This is a genomic window from Citrobacter sp. wls711, assembly GCF_005281055.1.
Lineage (GTDB): Bacteria > Pseudomonadota > Gammaproteobacteria > Enterobacterales > Enterobacteriaceae > Citrobacter > Citrobacter gillenii.
Window position 1 is genome coordinate 118,066 of record NZ_SZXC01000068.1, and the last position, 17,780, is coordinate 135,845.

Here is a 17,780-nt window from a genome sequence, read left to right on the forward strand (position 1 = left end):
TACTTTGAGCCGGTTCACACTTTTCAATGAAAATTGCAGATCAATTTCATGATGAGTTATGTAGACTGGCCGCCATTAATTTTGAGGCACACGTACTACATGGCTGAATTCGAAACCACTTTTGCAGATCTGGGCCTGAAGGCTCCTATCCTTGAAGCCCTTACCGATCTGGGTTACGAAAAACCATCTCCAATCCAGGCAGAGTGCATTCCGCATCTGCTGGGCGGTCGCGATGTTCTGGGTATGGCCCAGACCGGTAGCGGCAAAACTGCAGCGTTCTCCTTACCGCTGCTCAACAATCTTGATCCTGAGCTGAAGGCACCTCAGATTCTGGTGCTGGCACCGACCCGCGAACTGGCGGTTCAGGTTGCAGAAGCCATGACGGATTTCTCTAAACATATGCACGGCGTGAACGTGGTAGCCCTTTACGGCGGCCAGCGTTATGACGTGCAGTTACGTGCCCTGCGTCAGGGCCCGCAGATCGTCGTCGGTACGCCGGGTCGTCTGCTGGATCACCTGAAGCGCGGTACCCTGAACCTCTCTAAACTGAGCGGTTTAGTGCTGGACGAAGCCGATGAAATGCTGCGTATGGGCTTCATCGAAGACGTTGAAACGATTATGGCGCAGATCCCGGAAGGTCATCAGACCGCTCTGTTCTCTGCAACCATGCCGGAAGCGATTCGCCGTATTACCCGCCGCTTTATGAAAGAGCCGCAGGAAGTACGCATTCAGTCCAGCGTCACCACGCGTCCTGACATCAGCCAGAGTTACTGGACTGTCTGGGGCATGCGTAAAAATGAAGCGCTGGTGCGTTTCCTGGAAGCAGAAGATTTTGATGCGGCGATTATCTTCGTTCGTACCAAAAATGCGACCCTGGAAGTGGCAGAAGCGCTGGAGCGTAGCGGCTATAGCAGCGCTGCACTGAACGGCGACATGAACCAGTCCCTGCGTGAGCAGACTCTGGAACGTCTGAAAGACGGCCGTCTGGATATTCTGATTGCAACCGACGTTGCGGCCCGTGGTCTGGACGTTGAGCGTATCAGCCTGGTTGTTAACTATGACATCCCGATGGACTCCGAGTCTTACGTTCACCGTATCGGTCGTACCGGTCGTGCGGGTCGTGCTGGCCGTGCGCTGCTGTTCGTTGAGAACCGTGAACGTCGTCTGCTGCGTAACATCGAACGCACCATGAAGCTGACCATTCCGGAAGTTGAACTGCCGAACGCAGATCTGCTGGGCAAACGCCGTCTGGAAAAATTCGCCGCGAAAGTACAGCAGCAGCTGGAAAGCAGCGATCTGGATCAGTACCGTGCTCTGCTGGCGAAAATGCAGCCGGAAGAAGAGCTGGATATCGAAACGCTGGCCGCAGCACTGCTGAAAATGGCACAGGGTGAACGTCCGCTGATCGTGCCACCAGATGCACCGATGCGTCCTAAGCGCGAATTCCGCGACCGTGATGAACGTGCTCCACGTGGCGATCGTAATGATCGTAACGATCGTGGCCCGCGTGGTGACCGTCCGGAACGCGGTGGTGAAGACCGTCCTAAGCGTGAACGTCGTGACGTTGGCGATATGCAGCTGTACCGCATTGAAGTGGGTCGTGATGACGGTGTTGAAGTACGTCATATCGTTGGCGCTATCGCTAACGAAGGTGACATCAGCAGCCGTTACATCGGTAACATCAAGCTGTTCGGTACGCACTCCACCATCGAACTGCCGAAAGGTATGCCGGGCGACGTGCTGCAGCACTTTACCCGTACTCGCATCCTGAACAAGCCGATGAACATGCAGCTGGTTGGCGATGCAGTACCGCACACCGGTGGTGAGCGTCGTGGCGGCGGCGGTGGTCGTTTCAGCGGCGAACGTCGTGAAGGTGGTCGTGGCGAAAACCGTGGTAACAGCACTGAGCGCCGTGAAGGTGGCCGTGGTGATGGTCGTCGTTTCAGCGGCGAACGCCGTGAAGGCAGCCGTGCTCCGCGTCGTGACGATGCTTCCGCTCCGCGTCGTGATGACTCCGCAGGTCGTCGTCGTTTCGGCGGTGACGCATAAGCCTCTTGGCTTCATAGCTGTAAAGTAAAATATACAGCCCCGATCTTAACGGTCGGGGCTTTTTTTATTCCTTTTGTACTCGTGTACTGGTACAATGCGGCGCATTGAACTGTATTAGCTAATTTTAACCCTAAATAATTCGAGTTGTAGGAAGGCGGCAAACGAGGATATTCCAGGAGCTTACTCAAGTAAGTGACTGGGATGGCGGAGTGCAGCCAACGCATCTACAGCTTGAAGTATGACGGGTAAATACACTGGAGATCAGGCTAAATGGCAACACTAACCACCACCCAAACATCACCATCGCTGCTTGGCGGCGTGGTGATTATCGGCGGCACCATTATTGGCGCGGGGATGTTTTCCCTGCCCGTGGTCATGTCCGGGGCGTGGTTCTTCTGGTCAATGGCGGCACTGATCTTTACCTGGTTCTGCATGCTGCATTCCGGGCTGATGATCCTCGAGGCTAACCTCAATTATCGTATTGGTTCGAGCTTCGACACCATCACCAAAGATCTGCTGGGCAAAGGCTGGAACGTTGTCAACGGCATCTCGATTGCGTTCGTACTGTATATCCTGACCTATGCGTATATCTCGGCGAGCGGCTCGATTCTGCACCATACCTTTGCCGAGATGTCGCTGAACGTCCCGGCGCGAGCGGCAGGGTTTGGCTTCGCGCTACTGGTGGCGTTTGTGGTGTGGTTGAGTACCAAAGCGGTGAGCCGCATGACGGCCATCGTGCTGGGTGCGAAGGTGATCACCTTCTTCCTGACCTTCGGCAGCCTGATGGGACATGTATCCCCAACCACGCTGTTTAACGTCGCAGAAAGCAATGCGTCGTACACACCGTATCTGCTGATGACGCTGCCGTTCTGTCTGGCATCCTTTGGTTATCACGGTAACGTACCGAGTCTGATGAAGTATTACGGTAAAGATCCGAAGACCATCGTGAAGTGCCTGGTGTACGGCACGTTGCTGGCGCTGGTGCTATACACCGTATGGTTGCTGGGGACGATGGGCAATATTCCACGCCCGGAATTCATTGGCATTGCTAAGCAGGGCGGTAACATTGATGTACTGGTACAGGCGCTGAGTGGGGTGCTGAACAGCCGCAGTCTGGACCTGCTGCTGGTGGTGTTCTCCAACTTTGCCGTGGCGAGTTCGTTCCTTGGCGTGACGCTGGGCCTGTTCGACTATCTGGCGGATCTGTTTGGTTTTGATGACTCAGCAATGGGGCGTTTGAAAACCGCTTTACTGACCTTTGTCCCACCGATTGTCGGTGGCCTGCTGTGGCCGAACGGCTTCCTGTACGCCATTGGCTATGCAGGGCTCGCGGCCACTATTTGGGCGGCCATTGTGCCGGCGCTGCTGGCACGTAAATCCCGTAAGCGGTTTGGTAGCCCGAAATTCCGCGTCTGGGGCGGCAAGCCGATGATTGCGCTGATTCTGGTGTTCGGTGTCGGCAACGCGGTTATCCATATCCTGTCGAGCGTTAATTTGTTGCCGGTGTATCAGTAAGTAGCGTGCCGGATGGCGGCTACGCCTTATCCGGCCTACTCGAACCCGTAGGCCCGGTAAGCGTAGCGCCACCGGGCAACCTAGACCTACCCAACCAACTCCTCTTTCACCTGCATCGCCAACTCAAACGAATGCAGGCGTGCCTGATGGTCAAAAATCTGCCCGTTAACCATAATCTCATCGGCCTGGGTTTCACGCAGGATTGACTCCAGCCCGTGACGCACTTTCGCTTTGTCCCCCACCAGCGACATGCTTAATGCCTGCTGTACGCCATATTGCTCGGATGCGGACCACAGCTGATGCATATTCTCCACCGGCGGTGGGAGTTGTCCGGTTTCACCCCGACGCAGTTTCATAAACGCCTGCTGCATAGAGGTGAAGAGAAACTCAGCGTCGCGATTGCTGTCGGCAGCGATGATGTTGATGCACACCATCGCATACGGTGTGGCCAGACGCGTGGAGGGTTTGAACTGAGTGCGATAAAGATGCAGCGCCTGATGCAGCATATCCGGGGCGAAGTGGGAGGCGAAGGCAAACGGCAGGCCAAGCTGAGCGGCCAGCTGTGCGCTATACAGACTGGAGCCTAACAGCCAGACCGGGATTTGCTCTCCGTAGCCGGGAACCGGACGCACGTGGGGATTCGGGTCACGTGCGTCAAACCAGTCCACCAGTTCTGTTACGTCGCGGGGAAAGTTATCGATATCACCACTAATATGGCGGCGCAGCGCGCGCATGGTTGGTTGATCGCTGCCCGGCGCTCGACCCAGACCGAGGTCAATACGTCCCGGATACAGCGTATTCAGCGTGCCGAACTGTTCGGCAATCACTAGCGGGGAATGGTTGGGTAACATCACGCCGCCAGAACCCAGATGCAGGGTTGTGGTATTGGCCGCCAGATAACCGATAAGCACCGAGGTTGCCGCACTGGCGATGCCGGTCATATTGTGATGTTCAGCCAGCCAGTAGCGATGGTAGCCGCGCTTTTCCGCCAGTTGGGCGAGATCACGAGAGTGCGAGAAGGCCTGCTTTGCGCTGGATCCTTCAGGGATCGGCGCCAGATCGAGCACCGAGAACGGAATGGTTTTGTCAGTCATAACGGCTCACTTTGTTACCGGTTAATCTTTTAATATTGCATTAAAGACTAGCGATTGTTGTTAACAAAGTGAGCTATTAATCACATCTGCAGTTCCAGGCCTGCCAGTCGTTTCCAGTAGCCGTTGCAGTCACTGTGGGGGGCAAGCGGTAACGGGGCATCACCATTCTCGTTGGCACGGAAGGCATCCAGCATGGCGAATGTCTCGGTTCCCAACGGGGACAGGCGCACAATATCAACCAACCCCTGCATGGATGCCAGCTCATTACCGAGGTTGTAGACGTAGCCGCTCATGGTCTGAATACCGTTGAGGACAAACACTTGCTGATTCTCCTGCGACAGGACATCACGCCCGTTGGGATACTTGATGCAGCAGGTTTCGCACTCGTCTTTAGGCTTATCTTCGGAACGTGCGGTGAAGCAGCGGGCAGAGTAGGCCAGCGGCAAATGCCCGTAGCTCAGTACTTCGGTTTCAAACTGGTCGCGAATACCCAGTTCGTCACACTGGTTAAGCAGGTTCACCAGCCAATCACGTGACAGCTCAACCGGCATACACCAGCGCACCATGCCCTGCTTGAGCAGAATACGCAGCGTTACGGCGTTGTAGCAGTTGAGCGCGTGCCCGGCCACGAACGGCAGCTTACGTTCGGCGCACATATTGACCACGCCGAGATCGCTGGCTTCCAGCAGAAAGTCACCGTTTTCAACATAGCGTTTCAACTCACCCAGCTCAGATGACGCCTGCACCAGTGCCAGCGTGGACAGGACCACCTGCTTACCGCTCCCGGCGAGGGACTTCGCCATGTCGATCCAGTCACCCACTTTGGTCGCCCGGCGCTTGCTGCACACGGCTTCGCCAAGATAGATAACGTCGGCATGGCTGGTGGCTGCCTGCTGATAAAAGTCTTCCAGTGTCTCTTTCGACCAGTAGTAGAGCACCGGTCCTAAGGAATATTTCATTGCTTTTCTCACTGCCATTTACGGTGATACGCGCCAAGTGTGGTCTGCGTGCCTTCGGACATAGAGCCGAGCGTTTCCATCCAGGCGCTTTGCGGAACGAAGTTCTGCGGATCTGCTTTGCAGCGATCGATCGCCTGACGCCACACTTTCGCCACCTGGCTGACATAGGCCGGGCTACGCTGACGCCCCTCGATTTTCACCGAGGCAATATTGGCGGCCAGCAGGTCAGGTAGCAGTTCTAAGGTGTTGAGGCTGGTGGGCTCCTCCAGCGCATGATAGCGCTCGCCATCCACCAGATAACGCCCTTTACACAGCGTGGGATACCCGGCGTTTTCACCATCCTGGTAACGGTCAATCAGCACTTCGTTCAGGCGAGATTCCAGCCCCTGTGCGGTCTGCTGCCAGCGTACAAAGCGGGCAGGGGAACACGCGCCGACGGTATTGGGGGATTCGCCCGTCAGATAAGATGAAAGATAGCAGCGGCCTTCCGCCATAATGCACAGGCTGCCGAAGGCAAACACTTCCAAAGGAACCGGCGTTACGCGCGCGAGTTGCTTCACCTGATGAATCGACAGCACGCGCGGCAGCACCACACGCGCGACGTCAAAGTTACGATGATAGAAATTTACCGCTTCTTCATTGGTTGCCGATGCCTGAACAGAGACATGGCGCTCAATATGCGGGTAGCGTTCTGCGGCATACTCAAGCATGGCGAGATCGGCGAGGATCAGTGCATCCGCGCCCAGTTGTGCCGCCATATCCACGGCACGCTGCCAGCGAGCGTACCCATCCGGGTGGGCAAAGGTGTTAATCGCGATGTGCAGCTTACGGCGATGTTGATGGACGAAACTCACCGCTTCCTGCAATTTTTTCTCGGTAAAATTAAGGCCGGCGAAATGACGGGCGTTGGTATCATCTTTTAGCCCGATGTACACAGCATCAGCGCCGTTCTCGATGGCCGCCTTAAGCGCCGGGAGATTTCCGGCAGGGCACAGCAGCTCCATAATTTATCCTGAAAGTTACGCCGCCTGGGCGCAAAAATGTTAACGAAGAGGGATTTTAGTTAACCTTGCTGAGACAATTTTTGATTTGAGGCAGTTAAAGTCGTATTGGTATCACCAATAAAGAGGTAACAATTTCGTATCGAATTGTTGATTTATGCCGCTATGTCGTTTATTTGATATGGCAAAATAGCCGGACTATAGAAACAGGGAGTAAAGCTCGTGTTGGATAAACTGCGTTCACGCTTAGTACATTTAGGTCCTTCTCTGATGAGTGTACCGGTTAAACTGACGCCCTTTACGCTCAAGCGCCAGGTGCTGGAACAGGTTCTGAGCTGGCAATTTCGCCAGGCGCTGGCCGACGGGGAACTGGAGTTTCTCGACGGTCGCTGGTTGAGCATAAATGTTCGTGATATTGGCCTCAGATGGTATACCTCTGTTGAGAACGACAAACTTATCGTCAGTCAGAACGCAGACGCTGATGTGAGTTTTAGCGCAGACGCCAGCGATTTATTGATGATTGCGGCGCGTAAGCAGGATCCGGATACGCTTTTCTTCCAGCGTCGCCTGGTGATTGAAGGCGATATAGAATTAGGGCTACATGTGAAAAATCTGATGGACGCCATTGAACTGGAGCAGATGCCGAAAGCATTACGCGTTATGCTGCTGCAACTGGCGGACTTTGTTGAGGCGGGTATGAAACATTCGCCAGAAACCAAACAGACCTCGGTAGGTGAACCATGCTGATTCGAGTTGAAATTCCCATTGATGCCCCAGGTATTGATGCGCTGCTGCGTCGTTCCTTTGAAAGCGATGCGGAAGCGAAGTTAGTGCACGACCTGCGTGAAGACGGTTTTCTGACGCTGGGTCTGGTTGCCACCGACGACGAAGGTCAGGTGGTCGGCTACGTCGCGTTCAGTCCTGTTGATGTGCAAGGTGAAGATCTGCAATGGGTCGGTATGGCTCCGTTAGCGGTAGATGAAAACTACCGTGGGCAGGGCCTGGCACGTCAGCTGGTCTATGAGGGACTGGATTCACTGAACGAGTTTGGGTACGCCGCGGTGGTCACGCTGGGCGATCCGGCACTGTACAGTCGCTTTGGCTTTGAGCTGGCAGCCCACCACGATCTACACTGCCGCTGGCCGGGCACCGAAAGCGCGTTCCAGGTGCATCGCCTGGCAGAAGATGCGCTGGAGGGCGTGTCTGGTCTGGTGGAATACCACGACCACTTCAATCGCTTTTAAGCACCGGGGCTTGTAGGCTATTCAGCAATGCCTCAAGCCCTTCACCTTCTACAAGGCGTTCTTTCTGACGCTTTGTGAGCTGCTTGACTCGATATTCCAGGCGCAGGGCCAGCGAACGATTGCCGACCTGCGCGGCAAATGCCAGAGTTAACTCTCCCTTCCCACGCAAGGCTTTCGCGCCTTTTCCTCTTTGATGTTGCTTATAGCGGCGCTGCACATCGGTGGTTATACCGGTGTACAGGGCGTTGTCTGCGGTACGGATCAGGTACAGATACCAGGGTGTCATTGTCACCATCGACGTGATAATTTTCAGGCCTATAGTATAAAAGAGAACAGAAATGGAAACACTGACTGCGGTGACGCGCTGGCTGGCAAAGCAGCACGTCGTGACCTGGTGTGTGCATCATGACGGTGAACTGTGGTGTGCCAATGCGTTTTATCTGTTTGATGCGCAGAAGGTTGCCTTCTATGTGCTCACCGAAGATAAAACTCGCCATGCCCAGATGTCCGGGCCGCGAGCACCCGTTGCCGGGACGGTAAACGGTCAGCCCAAAACGGTTGCGCTGATCCGCGGCGTCCAGTTTAAAGGCGAAATCAGGCGTCTGGAGGGGCAGGAGAGCGACGACGCGCGTAAAGCGTATAATCGTCGCTTCCCCGTCGCCAGAATGCTGTCTGCACCCGTGTGGGAGATTCGTCTTGATGAAATCAAGTTCACTGACAACACGCTGGGCTTTGGTAAAAAGCTGCTCTGGCTACGTGATCTATAGTTAGAGGAATGATTGAAGGGAAAGGATAAGCGATGAGCCAGGTGTTAATAACCGGAGCCACGGGTCTGGTGGGCGGACATTTATTGCGGATGCTACTGAACGAGCCCCAGGTTCATGCGATTACGGCTCCAACGCGCCGCCCGCTCGCCGATACGGTTGGCGTCTTTAACCCTCACGATCCGCAGTTGACCGATGCGCTGGCACAGGTCACCGATCCGGTCGACATTGTTTTTTGCTGTCTGGGAACCACCCGACGTGAAGCGGGCAGTAAAGAGGCCTTTATCCACGCTGATTATACGCTGGTGGTAGATACCGCCCTGACGGGGCGTCGTCTGGGGGCTCAGCATATGCTGGTAGTGAGTTCGATGGGGGCCAATGCGCACTCACCATTTTTCTACAATCGGGTTAAAGGTGAGATGGAAGAGGCGCTGATTGCGCAGAAATGGCACCGGCTGACGATTGTACGGCCTTCGATGTTGCTGGGTGACAGGGAACAACAGCGAGCGAATGAAAAGCTCTTTGCGCCATTATTCAAGCTGCTACCGGGGAACTGGAAATCTATTGAGGCACGTGATGTCGCACGGGCAATGCTGGTGGAGGCACTTGCGCCAGGACATGAAGGGGTTTCGATCCTGACCTCGTCCGAGCTGCGCGAAAGGGCTAAATAAAATGCCGGATGGCGCTGACGCTTATTCGGCCTACAAACGATGAAGTCCTGTAGGCCGGATAAGACGCCCAGGCGTCGCCATCCGGCATCCGTAGCAGTATTACTTAATAAATGTAAACGCGGTCGTGACGCGTTTCACGCCGCTGACCCGGCTGGCGATATCCGCTGCAGCCTTCGCTTCGCGCTCGGTAACCAGACCTAGCAGGAAGACTTCCCCGTTCTCGGTGGTCACTTTAACGTTGGATGATTTAACCTGATCGCTGGTGAGCAGCTGGGAGCGCACTTTGGTGGTGATCCAGGTATCGTTGGAGGCTTCACCCAGGCCGATTGGCTGGCCCTGACGAACCTCGTTAAACACTTCCGTCGTGCCTTCTACACCCATTGCAATCTGTTTTGCCCGCGCAGACAATTCGCTGTTAGGAGACTGCCCCACCAGTAGCACTTTACCCTGATAGGCGCTGACGTTGATGCGCGCTTCTTTCTTGATCTGGGCATCTTTTGATAACGCGGTACTGACGCGTAATTCCAGGGTTCCATCATCTACCTGGGTGCCGACGCTGCGAGGGTCAGTTGCGGCTTTCGTTCCGACAGCTGCCGTTCCGACAACGGCGGCAGCGACACAGCCTTGCAACAGCAGCGCAGAAAGAACCACTGCGAGCGGCGAAAATGCCTTCATGTGTACTCCTTAATCATCCTGGTGAGGGAAAAGCGTGTTATCGATAAGATCGCAAAGGCAGTTCACCGTCAGCATATGCATTTCCTGAATGCGTGCGCTGTGGTGTGAGGGAATACGGATTTCGACATCCTGCGGCCCTAATAATCCGGCCAGCTCTCCCCCGTCATAACCGGTCAGTGCGACGATCGTCATGTCGCGGGTGACGGCAGCTTCAACGGCTTTAACGATATCGCGACTGTTGCCACGCGTAGAAATTGCCAACAGAACATCACCTGCATGTCCCAGCGCACGGACTTGTTTTGCATAAACTTCGTCGTGCAGGCGATCGTTGGCAATCGCAGTTAAGACCACATTATCAGTATTTAGTGCAATAGCAGGTAAACTGGGCCGTTCTGTTTCAAAACGGTTGATCATACTGGCAGCAAAATGCTGTGCGTTGGCAGCGGATGTCCCATTACCACAACAGAGAATTTTGTTGCCATTGAGCAGGGATTGAACCAGCGTCATGGCTGCACGGGAAATCGCATCCGGGAGCGCTTCAGCCGCAGCAATCTGAGTTTGAATGCTTTCTGTAAAGCAGACTTTAATTCTGTCTAACACGCTAATCCTTAAATCTTCAATTATGAGTGGTCATTAAAGGCATCCTTTAACCACTCAACATCATTTCCGGTGAAGGCTAACACATCGAACCGACAATCCACAGTATCAAAACTCCCATTGTGGCGCGCAAGCCACAAGCGGGCGGTGTGTAATAATTTCTGTTGTTTGCTGCGGGTCACACTCGCTGCCGCCCCGCCAAAAAGAGCGGAACGACGAAAACGGACTTCAACAAAGACGGTGGTCTTGCCTTCACGCATTATCAGGTCGATTTCGCCGCCGCGTTCGCGCACGTTGGCGGCGATAAAACGCAGTCCTTTGCCCTCCAGCCAGCAACGCGCGGTGGCTTCCCACGCGTCACCGGTCTGTTTACTCGTTAACTGGCGGGGACGACCTGTCCTTGCTGGTATTTGAGCCATGATAACTTCCTGTTAATCACACAATCCGGCGTGGCGGTTAATGCGCCAGTGTTGCCGTTAATTTCAAAGCCCTGCACCTGACGCATTTGCGTGAAGTGGTTAGCCAGCGACCACGCATCTACGCCCATGGCGTACATGCGTGCCAGCGAGTAATCGTTGCGCACGGCACTAAGCGCCTGCTGCATGAGCGGTTCGTTGCCGCCGGCCAGCATCGGAATTTCACTGTACTGCAAGCCTTCCATTTCCAGGCGGAAGTCAGGACCGGCAGTACCCTGCGCGCTACGGGAGCTGGCATACAGCGTGGCACCGCTCTGGCTGCCGTTACGCATGGCGATCATCGGCTTAATAAAGGCGATCTCTTCCGGCGTGGCCAGAATATACACGGCGTCAACACGACCGCTACCACCGGTGATTTGCGCATCGGTCGGCGGAGCAGGGATGGTGAGTCCACCAATCGTGACGCCCGGCTGTGCTGGTGCAGAGGAGACGACCGGGCTGCCCGTCAGGGCAATCCCTGCACCACCGTTGACGCCCATTCTCAGTTCTGCTGTAGAGCCGAATTTCTGTTGCAACACCACGCCGCCGCCAAGTTTTTGCCATTCCTGTGCAAAGGCGTTGGCCACGCGATCGCCTAACGCGCTACGCGGCGTTAACAGCAGCGGGGTTTGTTTTCCCTGATCGCGGATGTGACGTGCGGCATCGCGCGCTTCATCTTCCGGTGACAGCGCGAAGTAGCACACATTCGCCAGGTTCTGCACGGCTTCAGGCTGATTAAGCGCCAGTACGTTCAGCGGCGTGCTGCTCTTCATCAGTTCTTCAACATTGTTCTTCAACAGAGGGCCGACAATAATGCTGGCACCATCCTGCTGCACCTGGGCCAGGATCTGATTCAGCGGCTGTGACGAGGTGTCATAAATTTTCAGCTCTGCGGAAGGATTCGCCGGGGCGCTGGCCGTCGTTGGCTGAGTTGGTGCTGTTTGCGGCGCGCTAACCGGTGTGGCTGGCTGTGCTGGCGCATCGTTGGTCAGATCGCTCACCGAGGCCTGGGAAGGGCTGGCCACGCCATCGACGGACTGCGGCTGTGCAACGGGCGTGGTGGCGTCCGTGACGGCTGCAGGGGCTGCGGCGACAGGGGTTGATACCGGTTGCGTGCCATTGTTTTTCGCTGCTTCAAAACCCTGCTGAATAGTGCGACCAAAAACAGCGGCCTGACCGTTCAGCGGCAGTAGCAGGGCTATCTTGCTGGTGGACGCTGGCTTATAGCTCTGGACGTTAACCAACTGCGTGGGCAGTAATTTTGCCCCCGGGTTTTGCGGATAGCGTTTTTGCCAGTCGGCAATGCCGGCCTTCATCATGTCGGCATCGCTACGGTTATCAAACCAGACGCGCTGGAGATCCAGCCAGCCTTGCAGAACATTTTCATCAGCGTTGATGACCAGAGCCTGCGCCTGCTCTGGTGTCATTGACGAGAGTGTCTGCCAGGTCGTATCGATGTTTTTCTGCTTATCGTTGGCGGCCAACAGCGGCTCTTGAGCAATTAGCGCACGCAGCAGCGTTAACGATGGACGCCCCTGGCTGGCATCAATTTGTGCCTGCCAGTAACGCGCCTGTTGGTTCTGATCGAAATCGGCTGGTTTTAGCTTCTCCAGCAGGGCCTGCGCACCCGCGACATCTTTCTGCGCAAGTTTGATCTCAACGGCCAGCAGGGATTGTTCACGACGCTGGGCATCGTTCAGATTCTGCGGCAATTGGTTGAACAGATCGACAGCCTGCTGACTCTTACCTTCTTTCAGCAGTGCACGAATGGCGAGTAATTGCCAGTTGGTCTTGCTATCATCTGAGCTTTGCTGCATCTGTTGCAGATAAAAGCCGGAATCAGCTTGTGCTGTGCCCTGCATATGGGCTGCACTCTGGTCTGGCGCCTGGGTGCCACAACCGGCGAAAATCAATGCTGCCAGAATGACTGGCAGAGCGCGCGCGGCTTTCATACGAGAAAATGTTGAGGGTACCATACTGTATCCAGTGATATTTTTTACGCAATGCTCAATATTAAATCGGCAATACGGACGACACAATGAAACAACACGAATCGGCGGATAATTCTCAAGGCCAACTCTTTATTGTACCTACTCCTATCGGAAATTTGGCTGATATTACCCAACGAGCGCTCGAAGTTTTACAAGCCGTTGATTTAATTGCCGCTGAAGACACCCGTCATACCGGATTATTATTACAACACTTCGCGATTAGCGCCCGTATGTTTGCGTTACACGATCACAATGAGCAACAAAAAGCCCAAATGCTGGTGGCGAAGCTCAAGGAGGGCCAAAACATCGCGCTGGTTTCCGATGCCGGAACGCCGCTGATTAACGATCCTGGCTATCACCTGGTGCGTACCTGTCGTGAGGCGGGTATTCGAGTTGTGCCGCTACCGGGTCCTTGCGCGGCCATCGCCGCATTAAGTGCTGCAGGCCTGCCATCAGACCGTTTTTGCTACGAAGGCTTTTTGCCCGCCAAATCCAAAGGCCGTCGCGATGCAATGAAGGCCATTGAAGCGGAACCTCGTACACTGATTTTTTATGAGTCCACCCACCGTCTGCTCGACAGCCTGGAAGACATGGTCGCCGTATGGGGAGAGTCGCGTTATGTGGTGCTGGCGCGCGAGCTGACTAAAACCTGGGAAACCATTCACGGCGCCCCGGTCGGCGAATTGCTGGCGTGGGTAAAAGAAGATGAAAACCGCCGTAAAGGCGAAATGGTGCTGATTGTTGAGGGCCATAAAGCGCAGGACGACGAGCTCCCGGCCGATGCCTTGCGGACGCTGGCGCTGTTACAGGCAGAACTGCCGCTGAAAAAGGCCGCCGCACTGGCTGCCGAAATCCACGGCGTGAAAAAGAATGCGCTGTATAAGTACGCCCTGGAACAGCAGGGAGAGTAAGCGTGAGTGGCTACCAACCTCCCTTTGCCATCACCCCATTGATACTCAATCAGGTCATTGAGATTGGTGAGCTTATGGGATATTGGGCGGTTGCGATCCGGGAATGTCGGTATTTACAGAGAAAAAAAGCTCATCCATATGGCCCCCCCGGCATCACAAATTTCGCGTTTGATGGATGAGCTACTGGGCTGGTTAAAAACAACCGAGCTCCATCCCCTGATAGCCGGGGCTATTTTCCATTGTGAGTTTGAGTTTATTCATCCTTTTGCCGATGGTAATGGCCGGATGGGACGGCTGTGGCAGACATTGATTCTGAGTGAATGGCGAGCAGAACTGGCGTGGCTACCGCTGGAAACGTTGATCCACTTCCAGCAGGAGCGTTATTACCAGGTGTTAGGGCTGTCCGATCGGCAAAGTAGTTGCACGCTATCTGAAAGCGTTGCAGCAGAAAGGCAAACTGCAACGCGTTGGTGCGAAGAAGGGAGGTTTCTGGCGGGTCCAGACCTAAACGACCAGCAATTCGACGCTTGTTTTTGTCAGCGCTGATTTATCTTGTTTGCTGATACCGTCATCGGTAATCACGCAGTCAATCTTCTCCATTGGCAACACCTGATTAAAACCACGTCGATTAAACTTCGTGGCATCCAGTACGGCAATGACCTTATGTGCTGCCGCTGCCATGACGCTGCTAATCGAATAGCCTTCATTAAATGTGGTAATGCCATTTGTAGCGTCAATTCCGTCGGCACCCACGAACATCAGATCTGCGCTGATCCCTTGTAGGGAACGTTCAGCGATAGTGCCATGCATCGAATGGGTTTTGTGGCGCACCGTACCTCCACAGACAACCAACGTAATGTCTTTGTTTTCTGACAGCGTAAATGCGGCGGGCAGGCTATTGGTAATCACGGTGATATTACTTTTTCGGTTTAGCGCCTCAGCGATCAGTAAGGTGGTGCTTCCGCTATCCAGAATTACGGTCATTCCTTCTTCTACCATTGCAGAAGCGGCCTGGGCGATCCTTTTTTTGGGGTCGCTGGCAAGTTGATACCGTTCTTCTAATATCACTTCCTGATTGTCACTTTCAGCCAGATGGCTTCCTGGTTTTGCCGCCCCGCCGTGAAAACGGGTGACCAGACCCTTCTCTTCTAATAACCGCAGGTCGGCGCGAATGGTGACTTCAGAGATACCAAAGGTATTCGAAAGGTCCATTACCAATACGCTGCCTTGCGTATTAATCAGGTCGACAATTTTGTTCCTTCTCTCAAATGAGTTCATATTGATTTGCCTGATAATTTAATTATCACTAGTTTAATCGAAGGATTGCGAAAGGTGAACGTCAAATTTCGAAAGTAAGTGTGAGCCAGCGCAGGTTGCTGGCTCGTGAGGTCAGGAGAGTTTAAGCAGGATTTTTCCCTGCATCGGTGCGCCATTGAGTGACTTAACGGCACTGGCAAAGCTCTCTGCATCACCGTTGTGGGCGATTAATGGCTCCAGCCGTAAGCATTTTTCTGTTAGCAAACGCGCTGCGGTTTCCCATTCTTCTCCCGGCCATGGGCTGGAATAGTTCATCCAACTGCCGAGAATGGTTAACTCTTTACGCAATATTTGTCCAAATACACCAGCTGAGAGCGCAAGATCGTGATGCAACGTACCGACTAACGCCAGTTGGGCACGAGGACCGGCAATCTCAATCGACAGCGTCACGGTTTGCGGGGTTCCCGCAGTTTCCAGTACGAGTTGGTCAAACTGAAAATTCTCCAGACCAGCGTGGATCTCGGCCGCATTCATCTCCCGGCTATTAAACACATGGGTTGCCCCCAGTTCTTTTGCTAATGCCAGCTTTTGCGGGTTGATATCAATTGCCGTAATACTATTTGCACCAAGTTCACGAGCGCATTGCATTGCCAGCAAGCCGATAGTACCAGCACCCACAATAATCACATTTTTGCCTTCGCAACCCTGCGCCAGGTGAAACGCATGCAGGCCGACGGTGATAGGTTCGATAAATACTCCATCATCTATTGGCATATCTGAAGGTAGGCGGAACAGGTTGGCGCGTTTTACAACCACATATTCCGCGTTACCTCCTTCGCTGCGTGAACCGACAAATTGATATTGCTTGCACAGCGAGAAGTATCCGCGTTCGCACTGCGGACAATGAAAGCAGGGGAGTAGAGGAACGCAGGCAACGGCATCGCCGGGTTGCATATCAGTAACGCCTGCTCCATAGGATTCAACATAGCCGCTAAATTCATGGCCCAGCGTTATTGGATAATAGTGTGCGCCATGATTAAAAATACGCGGAATATCTGAACCGCAAAGGCCTGAGCTAGCAACCCTGACTAACACATCGTCTTCAGTTTGCAACTGTGGTATGGGACGTTCTTCAACACGCACGTCTCCCTCAGCGTGAATAACCACTGATTTCATAAGAGTCTCCAGAAATGTGAAGGGGAGCAAATGCCCCCCAGAAATTAAGATGCGGTTTGGCTTTCTGAAATAGCGGCGCTTTTTTCCGCGGCGATGAAGTTTCGCGCCCGACGCCAGGTTAACAGAACGCCAGTCAGATAAATGACGGCAATAACAATGAAGCCCACAACGTTTTGCCAGGTAAACAGCTGAATCAGTAACCAGGTTATTGGGGAACCGCCCTGGTCCATTGATGCCACCATGCCACCGGCTTTCAGGGCGCCCGCATTGGCGGCGAGTTGAGTATGTAATCCAATGGTTTGGGTGGCGATCCATAGGGTGATACCCATGATGATAACGCCAGAGATTAACGTGCGGAACAGGTTGCCCTGATGCACCGCAACGGCCATTGCGACAAAGAAACCAATGGTGGCGAGGTCGCCGAATGGCAGAACCTGGTTTCCTGGTACCAGTACGGCAATCAGAATGGTCAGCGGGATAAAGATCAGGCTGGCGGAAACTACCGACGTATGGCCGAGCAGTAGCGCAGGATCCAGACCAATCAAGAACTCCTGCCCGCCAAATTTGGCCTGCAGACGTTTACGTGCATGCTTCGCAATCGGCGTTAAGCCATCCATGATAGGTTTGATCACGCGTGGCATCAGTAGCATTACCGCCGCTGTTTTGACGGCCAGTTGCAGAACACCTTTCGCGTCATAACCCGCTAGCATGCCGATAACCAGACCCATAACAAAGCCAACGGTAACCGGCTCGCCAAAAGGACCAAAACGTTTCTGTACATCATCTGCACTGAAATGGATGCGATTCAGTCCGGGTATTTTCTCAATGATCGTATCAACCAGGACCGCTATCGGTCCCAGATAGGCTGACGAGCCGTGCGGTATAGCAATGCCATCCAGACCAAAAAAGTCGCGCGTATCTTTGGCGAACCAATCACCAAGTTTGTAGACGAAGGCAGCGTGAACCACTACCCCTAAAATGCCTAACCAGTAAGACCCCGTCGCCAGATGTAACATCGCGCCGGTAAACGTCATATGCCAGATATTCCAGATATCGACGTTCACCACGCGGGTCATGCGGGTGACCAGCATCAGGATATTGACCCCTATGGCGACAGGGATGGCAATCAATGCGATCTGCGATGCCCACGTCATGGGGGATGATCCCGGCCAGCCCACGTCAATCACATGCAGGTTGATTTGAAACTGTTCCGCCATCGCTTTCGCGGCAGGCCCAATAGAGTCAAGCATCAGGCCAATGACCAGCCCGATACCAACAAAGCCAATCCCGATATGCAGACCTGATTTAAAGCAGTCCCCGAGCTTCATCCCCAGCAATTTAGAGAAGATGATGATCACCAGCGGCAGCATAACCGTTGGTCCTAAGTCGAGGATATAACGCATTATTTCGCTAAACATGAC

General features: G+C 54.1%; 19 protein-coding genes and 1 pseudogene. 9 read left to right on the forward strand and 11 right to left on the reverse strand.

The features are described from left to right. Positions 1-26 precede the first annotated feature (26 nt). The 3 genes from yrbN to mtr all read left to right on the forward strand — a co-directional run bounded on the left by yrbN (position 27) and on the right by mtr (position 3,564). Positions 27-107, forward strand: coding sequence for a protein YrbN (yrbN, locus tag FDW98_RS19500; RefSeq protein ID WP_010723222.1), 81 nt, complete (start codon positions 27-29; stop codon positions 105-107). Then, positions 100-2,049 carry a DEAD/DEAH family ATP-dependent RNA helicase gene (locus tag FDW98_RS19505; RefSeq protein ID WP_137398933.1) on the forward strand — a complete coding sequence of 650 codons (1,950 nt, stop codon included), beginning with the start codon at positions 100-102 and terminating at the stop codon, positions 2,047-2,049. Before yrbN ends, FDW98_RS19505 begins: the two co-directional genes overlap by 8 nt. Before the next feature lie 270 nt (positions 2,050-2,319). After that, on the forward strand, positions 2,320-3,564 hold the full coding sequence (mtr, locus tag FDW98_RS19510) for a tryptophan permease (protein ID WP_096755539.1): 1,245 nt from the start codon (positions 2,320-2,322) through the stop codon (positions 3,562-3,564). 86 nt (positions 3,565-3,650) lie between these two features. On the opposite strand, the gene FDW98_RS19515 is transcribed toward mtr, so the two are convergent. From FDW98_RS19515 to FDW98_RS19525, 3 genes are all read right to left on the reverse strand, one after another. Continuing rightward, on the reverse strand, positions 3,651-4,658 hold the full coding sequence (locus FDW98_RS19515) for a luciferase-like monooxygenase (protein ID WP_096755540.1): 1,008 nt from the start codon (positions 4,656-4,658) through the stop codon (positions 3,651-3,653). Positions 4,659-4,738: 80 nt separating this feature from the next. After that, on the reverse strand, positions 4,739-5,617 hold the full coding sequence (locus FDW98_RS19520) for a U32 family peptidase (protein ID WP_096755541.1): 879 nt from the start codon (positions 5,615-5,617) through the stop codon (positions 4,739-4,741). Positions 5,618-5,625: 8 nt separating this feature from the next. Further along, entirely contained in the window at positions 5,626-6,621 is a 996-nt protein-coding gene (locus FDW98_RS19525; RefSeq protein WP_096755542.1) for a peptidase U32 family protein, read from the reverse strand. Positions 6,622-6,840: 219 nt separating this feature from the next. On the opposite strand from FDW98_RS19525, the gene FDW98_RS19530 reads away from it, so the two are divergent. Both FDW98_RS19530 and FDW98_RS19535 read left to right on the forward strand, forming a co-directional pair. Beyond that, a complete protein-coding gene (locus FDW98_RS19530) occupies positions 6,841-7,365 on the forward strand; it encodes an SCP2 domain-containing protein (protein WP_137398934.1) in 525 nt (174 codons plus the stop codon). After that, a complete protein-coding gene (locus FDW98_RS19535; RefSeq protein WP_096755544.1) occupies positions 7,359-7,862 on the forward strand; it encodes a GNAT family N-acetyltransferase in 504 nt (167 codons plus the stop codon). Before FDW98_RS19530 ends, FDW98_RS19535 begins: the two co-directional genes overlap by 7 nt. Here the strand turns inward: FDW98_RS19535 and FDW98_RS19540 are convergent. Further along, complete coding sequence (locus tag FDW98_RS19540; RefSeq protein ID WP_096755545.1) at positions 7,849-8,157, reverse strand: GIY-YIG nuclease family protein; 309 nt, start codon at positions 8,155-8,157, stop codon at positions 7,849-7,851. The two genes, FDW98_RS19535 and FDW98_RS19540, sit on opposite strands and share 14 nt — an antisense overlap. 43 nt (positions 8,158-8,200) lie before the next feature. Here FDW98_RS19540 and FDW98_RS19545 point away from each other — a divergent pair, with 43 nt between their 5' ends. Both FDW98_RS19545 and FDW98_RS19550 read left to right on the forward strand, forming a co-directional pair. After that, complete coding sequence (locus FDW98_RS19545; protein ID WP_096755546.1) at positions 8,201-8,629, forward strand: YhbP family protein; 429 nt, start codon at positions 8,201-8,203, stop codon at positions 8,627-8,629. A gap of 32 nt (positions 8,630-8,661) precedes the next feature. Beyond that, positions 8,662-9,297 (forward strand): NAD(P)H-binding protein, encoded by a 636-nt coding sequence (locus FDW98_RS19550; RefSeq protein WP_096755547.1) that lies wholly within the window; start codon positions 8,662-8,664, stop codon positions 9,295-9,297. Between the two features lie 99 nt (positions 9,298-9,396). Here FDW98_RS19550 and dolP read toward each other — a convergent pair whose 3' ends face one another. Genes dolP through FDW98_RS19570 form a run of 4 tightly spaced genes read right to left on the reverse strand, consistent with a single transcriptional unit; the run spans position 9,397 to position 13,000 of the window. Continuing rightward, positions 9,397-9,972, reverse strand: coding sequence for a division/outer membrane stress-associated lipid-binding lipoprotein (dolP, locus tag FDW98_RS19555; protein ID WP_096755548.1), 576 nt, complete (start codon positions 9,970-9,972; stop codon positions 9,397-9,399). A gap of 9 nt (positions 9,973-9,981) precedes the next feature. Continuing rightward, entirely contained in the window at positions 9,982-10,572 is a 591-nt protein-coding gene (gene diaA, locus FDW98_RS19560; RefSeq protein WP_048213380.1) for a DnaA initiator-associating protein DiaA, read from the reverse strand. Between the two features lie 20 nt (positions 10,573-10,592). Continuing rightward, on the reverse strand, positions 10,593-10,988 hold the full coding sequence (locus tag FDW98_RS19565) for a YraN family protein (RefSeq protein ID WP_096755549.1): 396 nt from the start codon (positions 10,986-10,988) through the stop codon (positions 10,593-10,595). After that, on the reverse strand, positions 10,946-13,000 hold the full coding sequence (locus FDW98_RS19570; protein ID WP_096755550.1) for a penicillin-binding protein activator: 2,055 nt from the start codon (positions 12,998-13,000) through the stop codon (positions 10,946-10,948). Before FDW98_RS19570 ends, FDW98_RS19565 begins: the two co-directional genes overlap by 43 nt. A 62-nt stretch (positions 13,001-13,062) precedes the next feature. Here FDW98_RS19570 and rsmI point away from each other — a divergent pair, with 62 nt between their 5' ends. After that, positions 13,063-13,926, forward strand: coding sequence for a 16S rRNA (cytidine(1402)-2'-O)-methyltransferase (gene rsmI, locus FDW98_RS19575; protein WP_096755551.1), 864 nt, complete (start codon positions 13,063-13,065; stop codon positions 13,924-13,926). Between the two features lie 84 nt (positions 13,927-14,010). Continuing rightward, a pseudogene (locus FDW98_RS19580) lies at positions 14,011-14,472 on the forward strand (Fic family protein); the annotation flags it as partial. On the opposite strand, the gene FDW98_RS19585 reads toward FDW98_RS19580, so the two are convergent. The 3 genes from FDW98_RS19585 to FDW98_RS19595 all read right to left on the reverse strand — a co-directional run bounded on the left by FDW98_RS19585 (position 14,431) and on the right by FDW98_RS19595 (position 17,777). Next, complete coding sequence (locus FDW98_RS19585) at positions 14,431-15,204, reverse strand: DeoR/GlpR family DNA-binding transcription regulator (protein WP_096755552.1); 774 nt, start codon at positions 15,202-15,204, stop codon at positions 14,431-14,433. The pseudogene FDW98_RS19580 and the gene FDW98_RS19585 overlap by 42 nt on opposite strands. Before the next feature lie 111 nt (positions 15,205-15,315). Next, on the reverse strand, positions 15,316-16,359 hold the full coding sequence (gene gatD / locus FDW98_RS19590) for a galactitol-1-phosphate 5-dehydrogenase (RefSeq protein ID WP_096755553.1): 1,044 nt from the start codon (positions 16,357-16,359) through the stop codon (positions 15,316-15,318). A gap of 44 nt (positions 16,360-16,403) precedes the next feature. Beyond that, on the reverse strand, positions 16,404-17,777 hold the full coding sequence (locus FDW98_RS19595; RefSeq protein WP_096755554.1) for a galactitol-specific PTS transporter subunit IIC: 1,374 nt from the start codon (positions 17,775-17,777) through the stop codon (positions 16,404-16,406). Positions 17,778-17,780: the final 3 nt, after the last annotated feature.

What these genes read in the sequence shown, in the direction of transcription:
- FDW98_RS19585 (WP_096755552.1), bottom strand. Translation starts at nt 15,204, where the DNA reads ATGAACTCATTTGAGAGAAGGAACAAAATTGTCGACCTGATTAATACG.
- FDW98_RS19550 (WP_096755547.1), top strand. Translation starts at nt 8,662, where the DNA reads ATGAGCCAGGTGTTAATAACCGGAGCCACGGGTCTGGTGGGCGGACAT.
- FDW98_RS19595 (WP_096755554.1), bottom strand. Translation starts at nt 17,777, where the DNA reads ATGTTTAGCGAAATAATGCGTTATATCCTCGACTTAGGACCAACGGTT.
- rsmI (WP_096755551.1), top strand. Translation starts at nt 13,063, where the DNA reads ATGAAACAACACGAATCGGCGGATAATTCTCAAGGCCAACTCTTTATT.
- FDW98_RS19570 (WP_096755550.1), bottom strand. Translation starts at nt 13,000, where the DNA reads ATGGTACCCTCAACATTTTCTCGTATGAAAGCCGCGCGCGCTCTGCCA.
- FDW98_RS19545 (WP_096755546.1), top strand. Translation starts at nt 8,201, where the DNA reads ATGGAAACACTGACTGCGGTGACGCGCTGGCTGGCAAAGCAGCACGTC.
- gatD (WP_096755553.1), bottom strand. Translation starts at nt 16,359, where the DNA reads ATGAAATCAGTGGTTATTCACGCTGAGGGAGACGTGCGTGTTGAAGAA.
- FDW98_RS19515 (WP_096755540.1), bottom strand. Translation starts at nt 4,658, where the DNA reads ATGACTGACAAAACCATTCCGTTCTCGGTGCTCGATCTGGCGCCGATC.
- dolP (WP_096755548.1), bottom strand. Translation starts at nt 9,972, where the DNA reads ATGAAGGCATTTTCGCCGCTCGCAGTGGTTCTTTCTGCGCTGCTGTTG.
- FDW98_RS19505 (WP_137398933.1), top strand. Translation starts at nt 100, where the DNA reads ATGGCTGAATTCGAAACCACTTTTGCAGATCTGGGCCTGAAGGCTCCT.
- FDW98_RS19520 (WP_096755541.1), bottom strand. Translation starts at nt 5,617, where the DNA reads ATGAAATATTCCTTAGGACCGGTGCTCTACTACTGGTCGAAAGAGACA.
- FDW98_RS19565 (WP_096755549.1), bottom strand. Translation starts at nt 10,988, where the DNA reads ATGGCTCAAATACCAGCAAGGACAGGTCGTCCCCGCCAGTTAACGAGT.
- mtr (WP_096755539.1), top strand. Translation starts at nt 2,320, where the DNA reads ATGGCAACACTAACCACCACCCAAACATCACCATCGCTGCTTGGCGGC.
- FDW98_RS19525 (WP_096755542.1), bottom strand. Translation starts at nt 6,621, where the DNA reads ATGGAGCTGCTGTGCCCTGCCGGAAATCTCCCGGCGCTTAAGGCGGCC.
- yrbN (WP_010723222.1), top strand. Translation starts at nt 27, where the DNA reads ATGAAAATTGCAGATCAATTTCATGATGAGTTATGTAGACTGGCCGCC.
- FDW98_RS19535 (WP_096755544.1), top strand. Translation starts at nt 7,359, where the DNA reads ATGCTGATTCGAGTTGAAATTCCCATTGATGCCCCAGGTATTGATGCG.
- FDW98_RS19540 (WP_096755545.1), bottom strand. Translation starts at nt 8,157, where the DNA reads ATGGTGACAATGACACCCTGGTATCTGTACCTGATCCGTACCGCAGAC.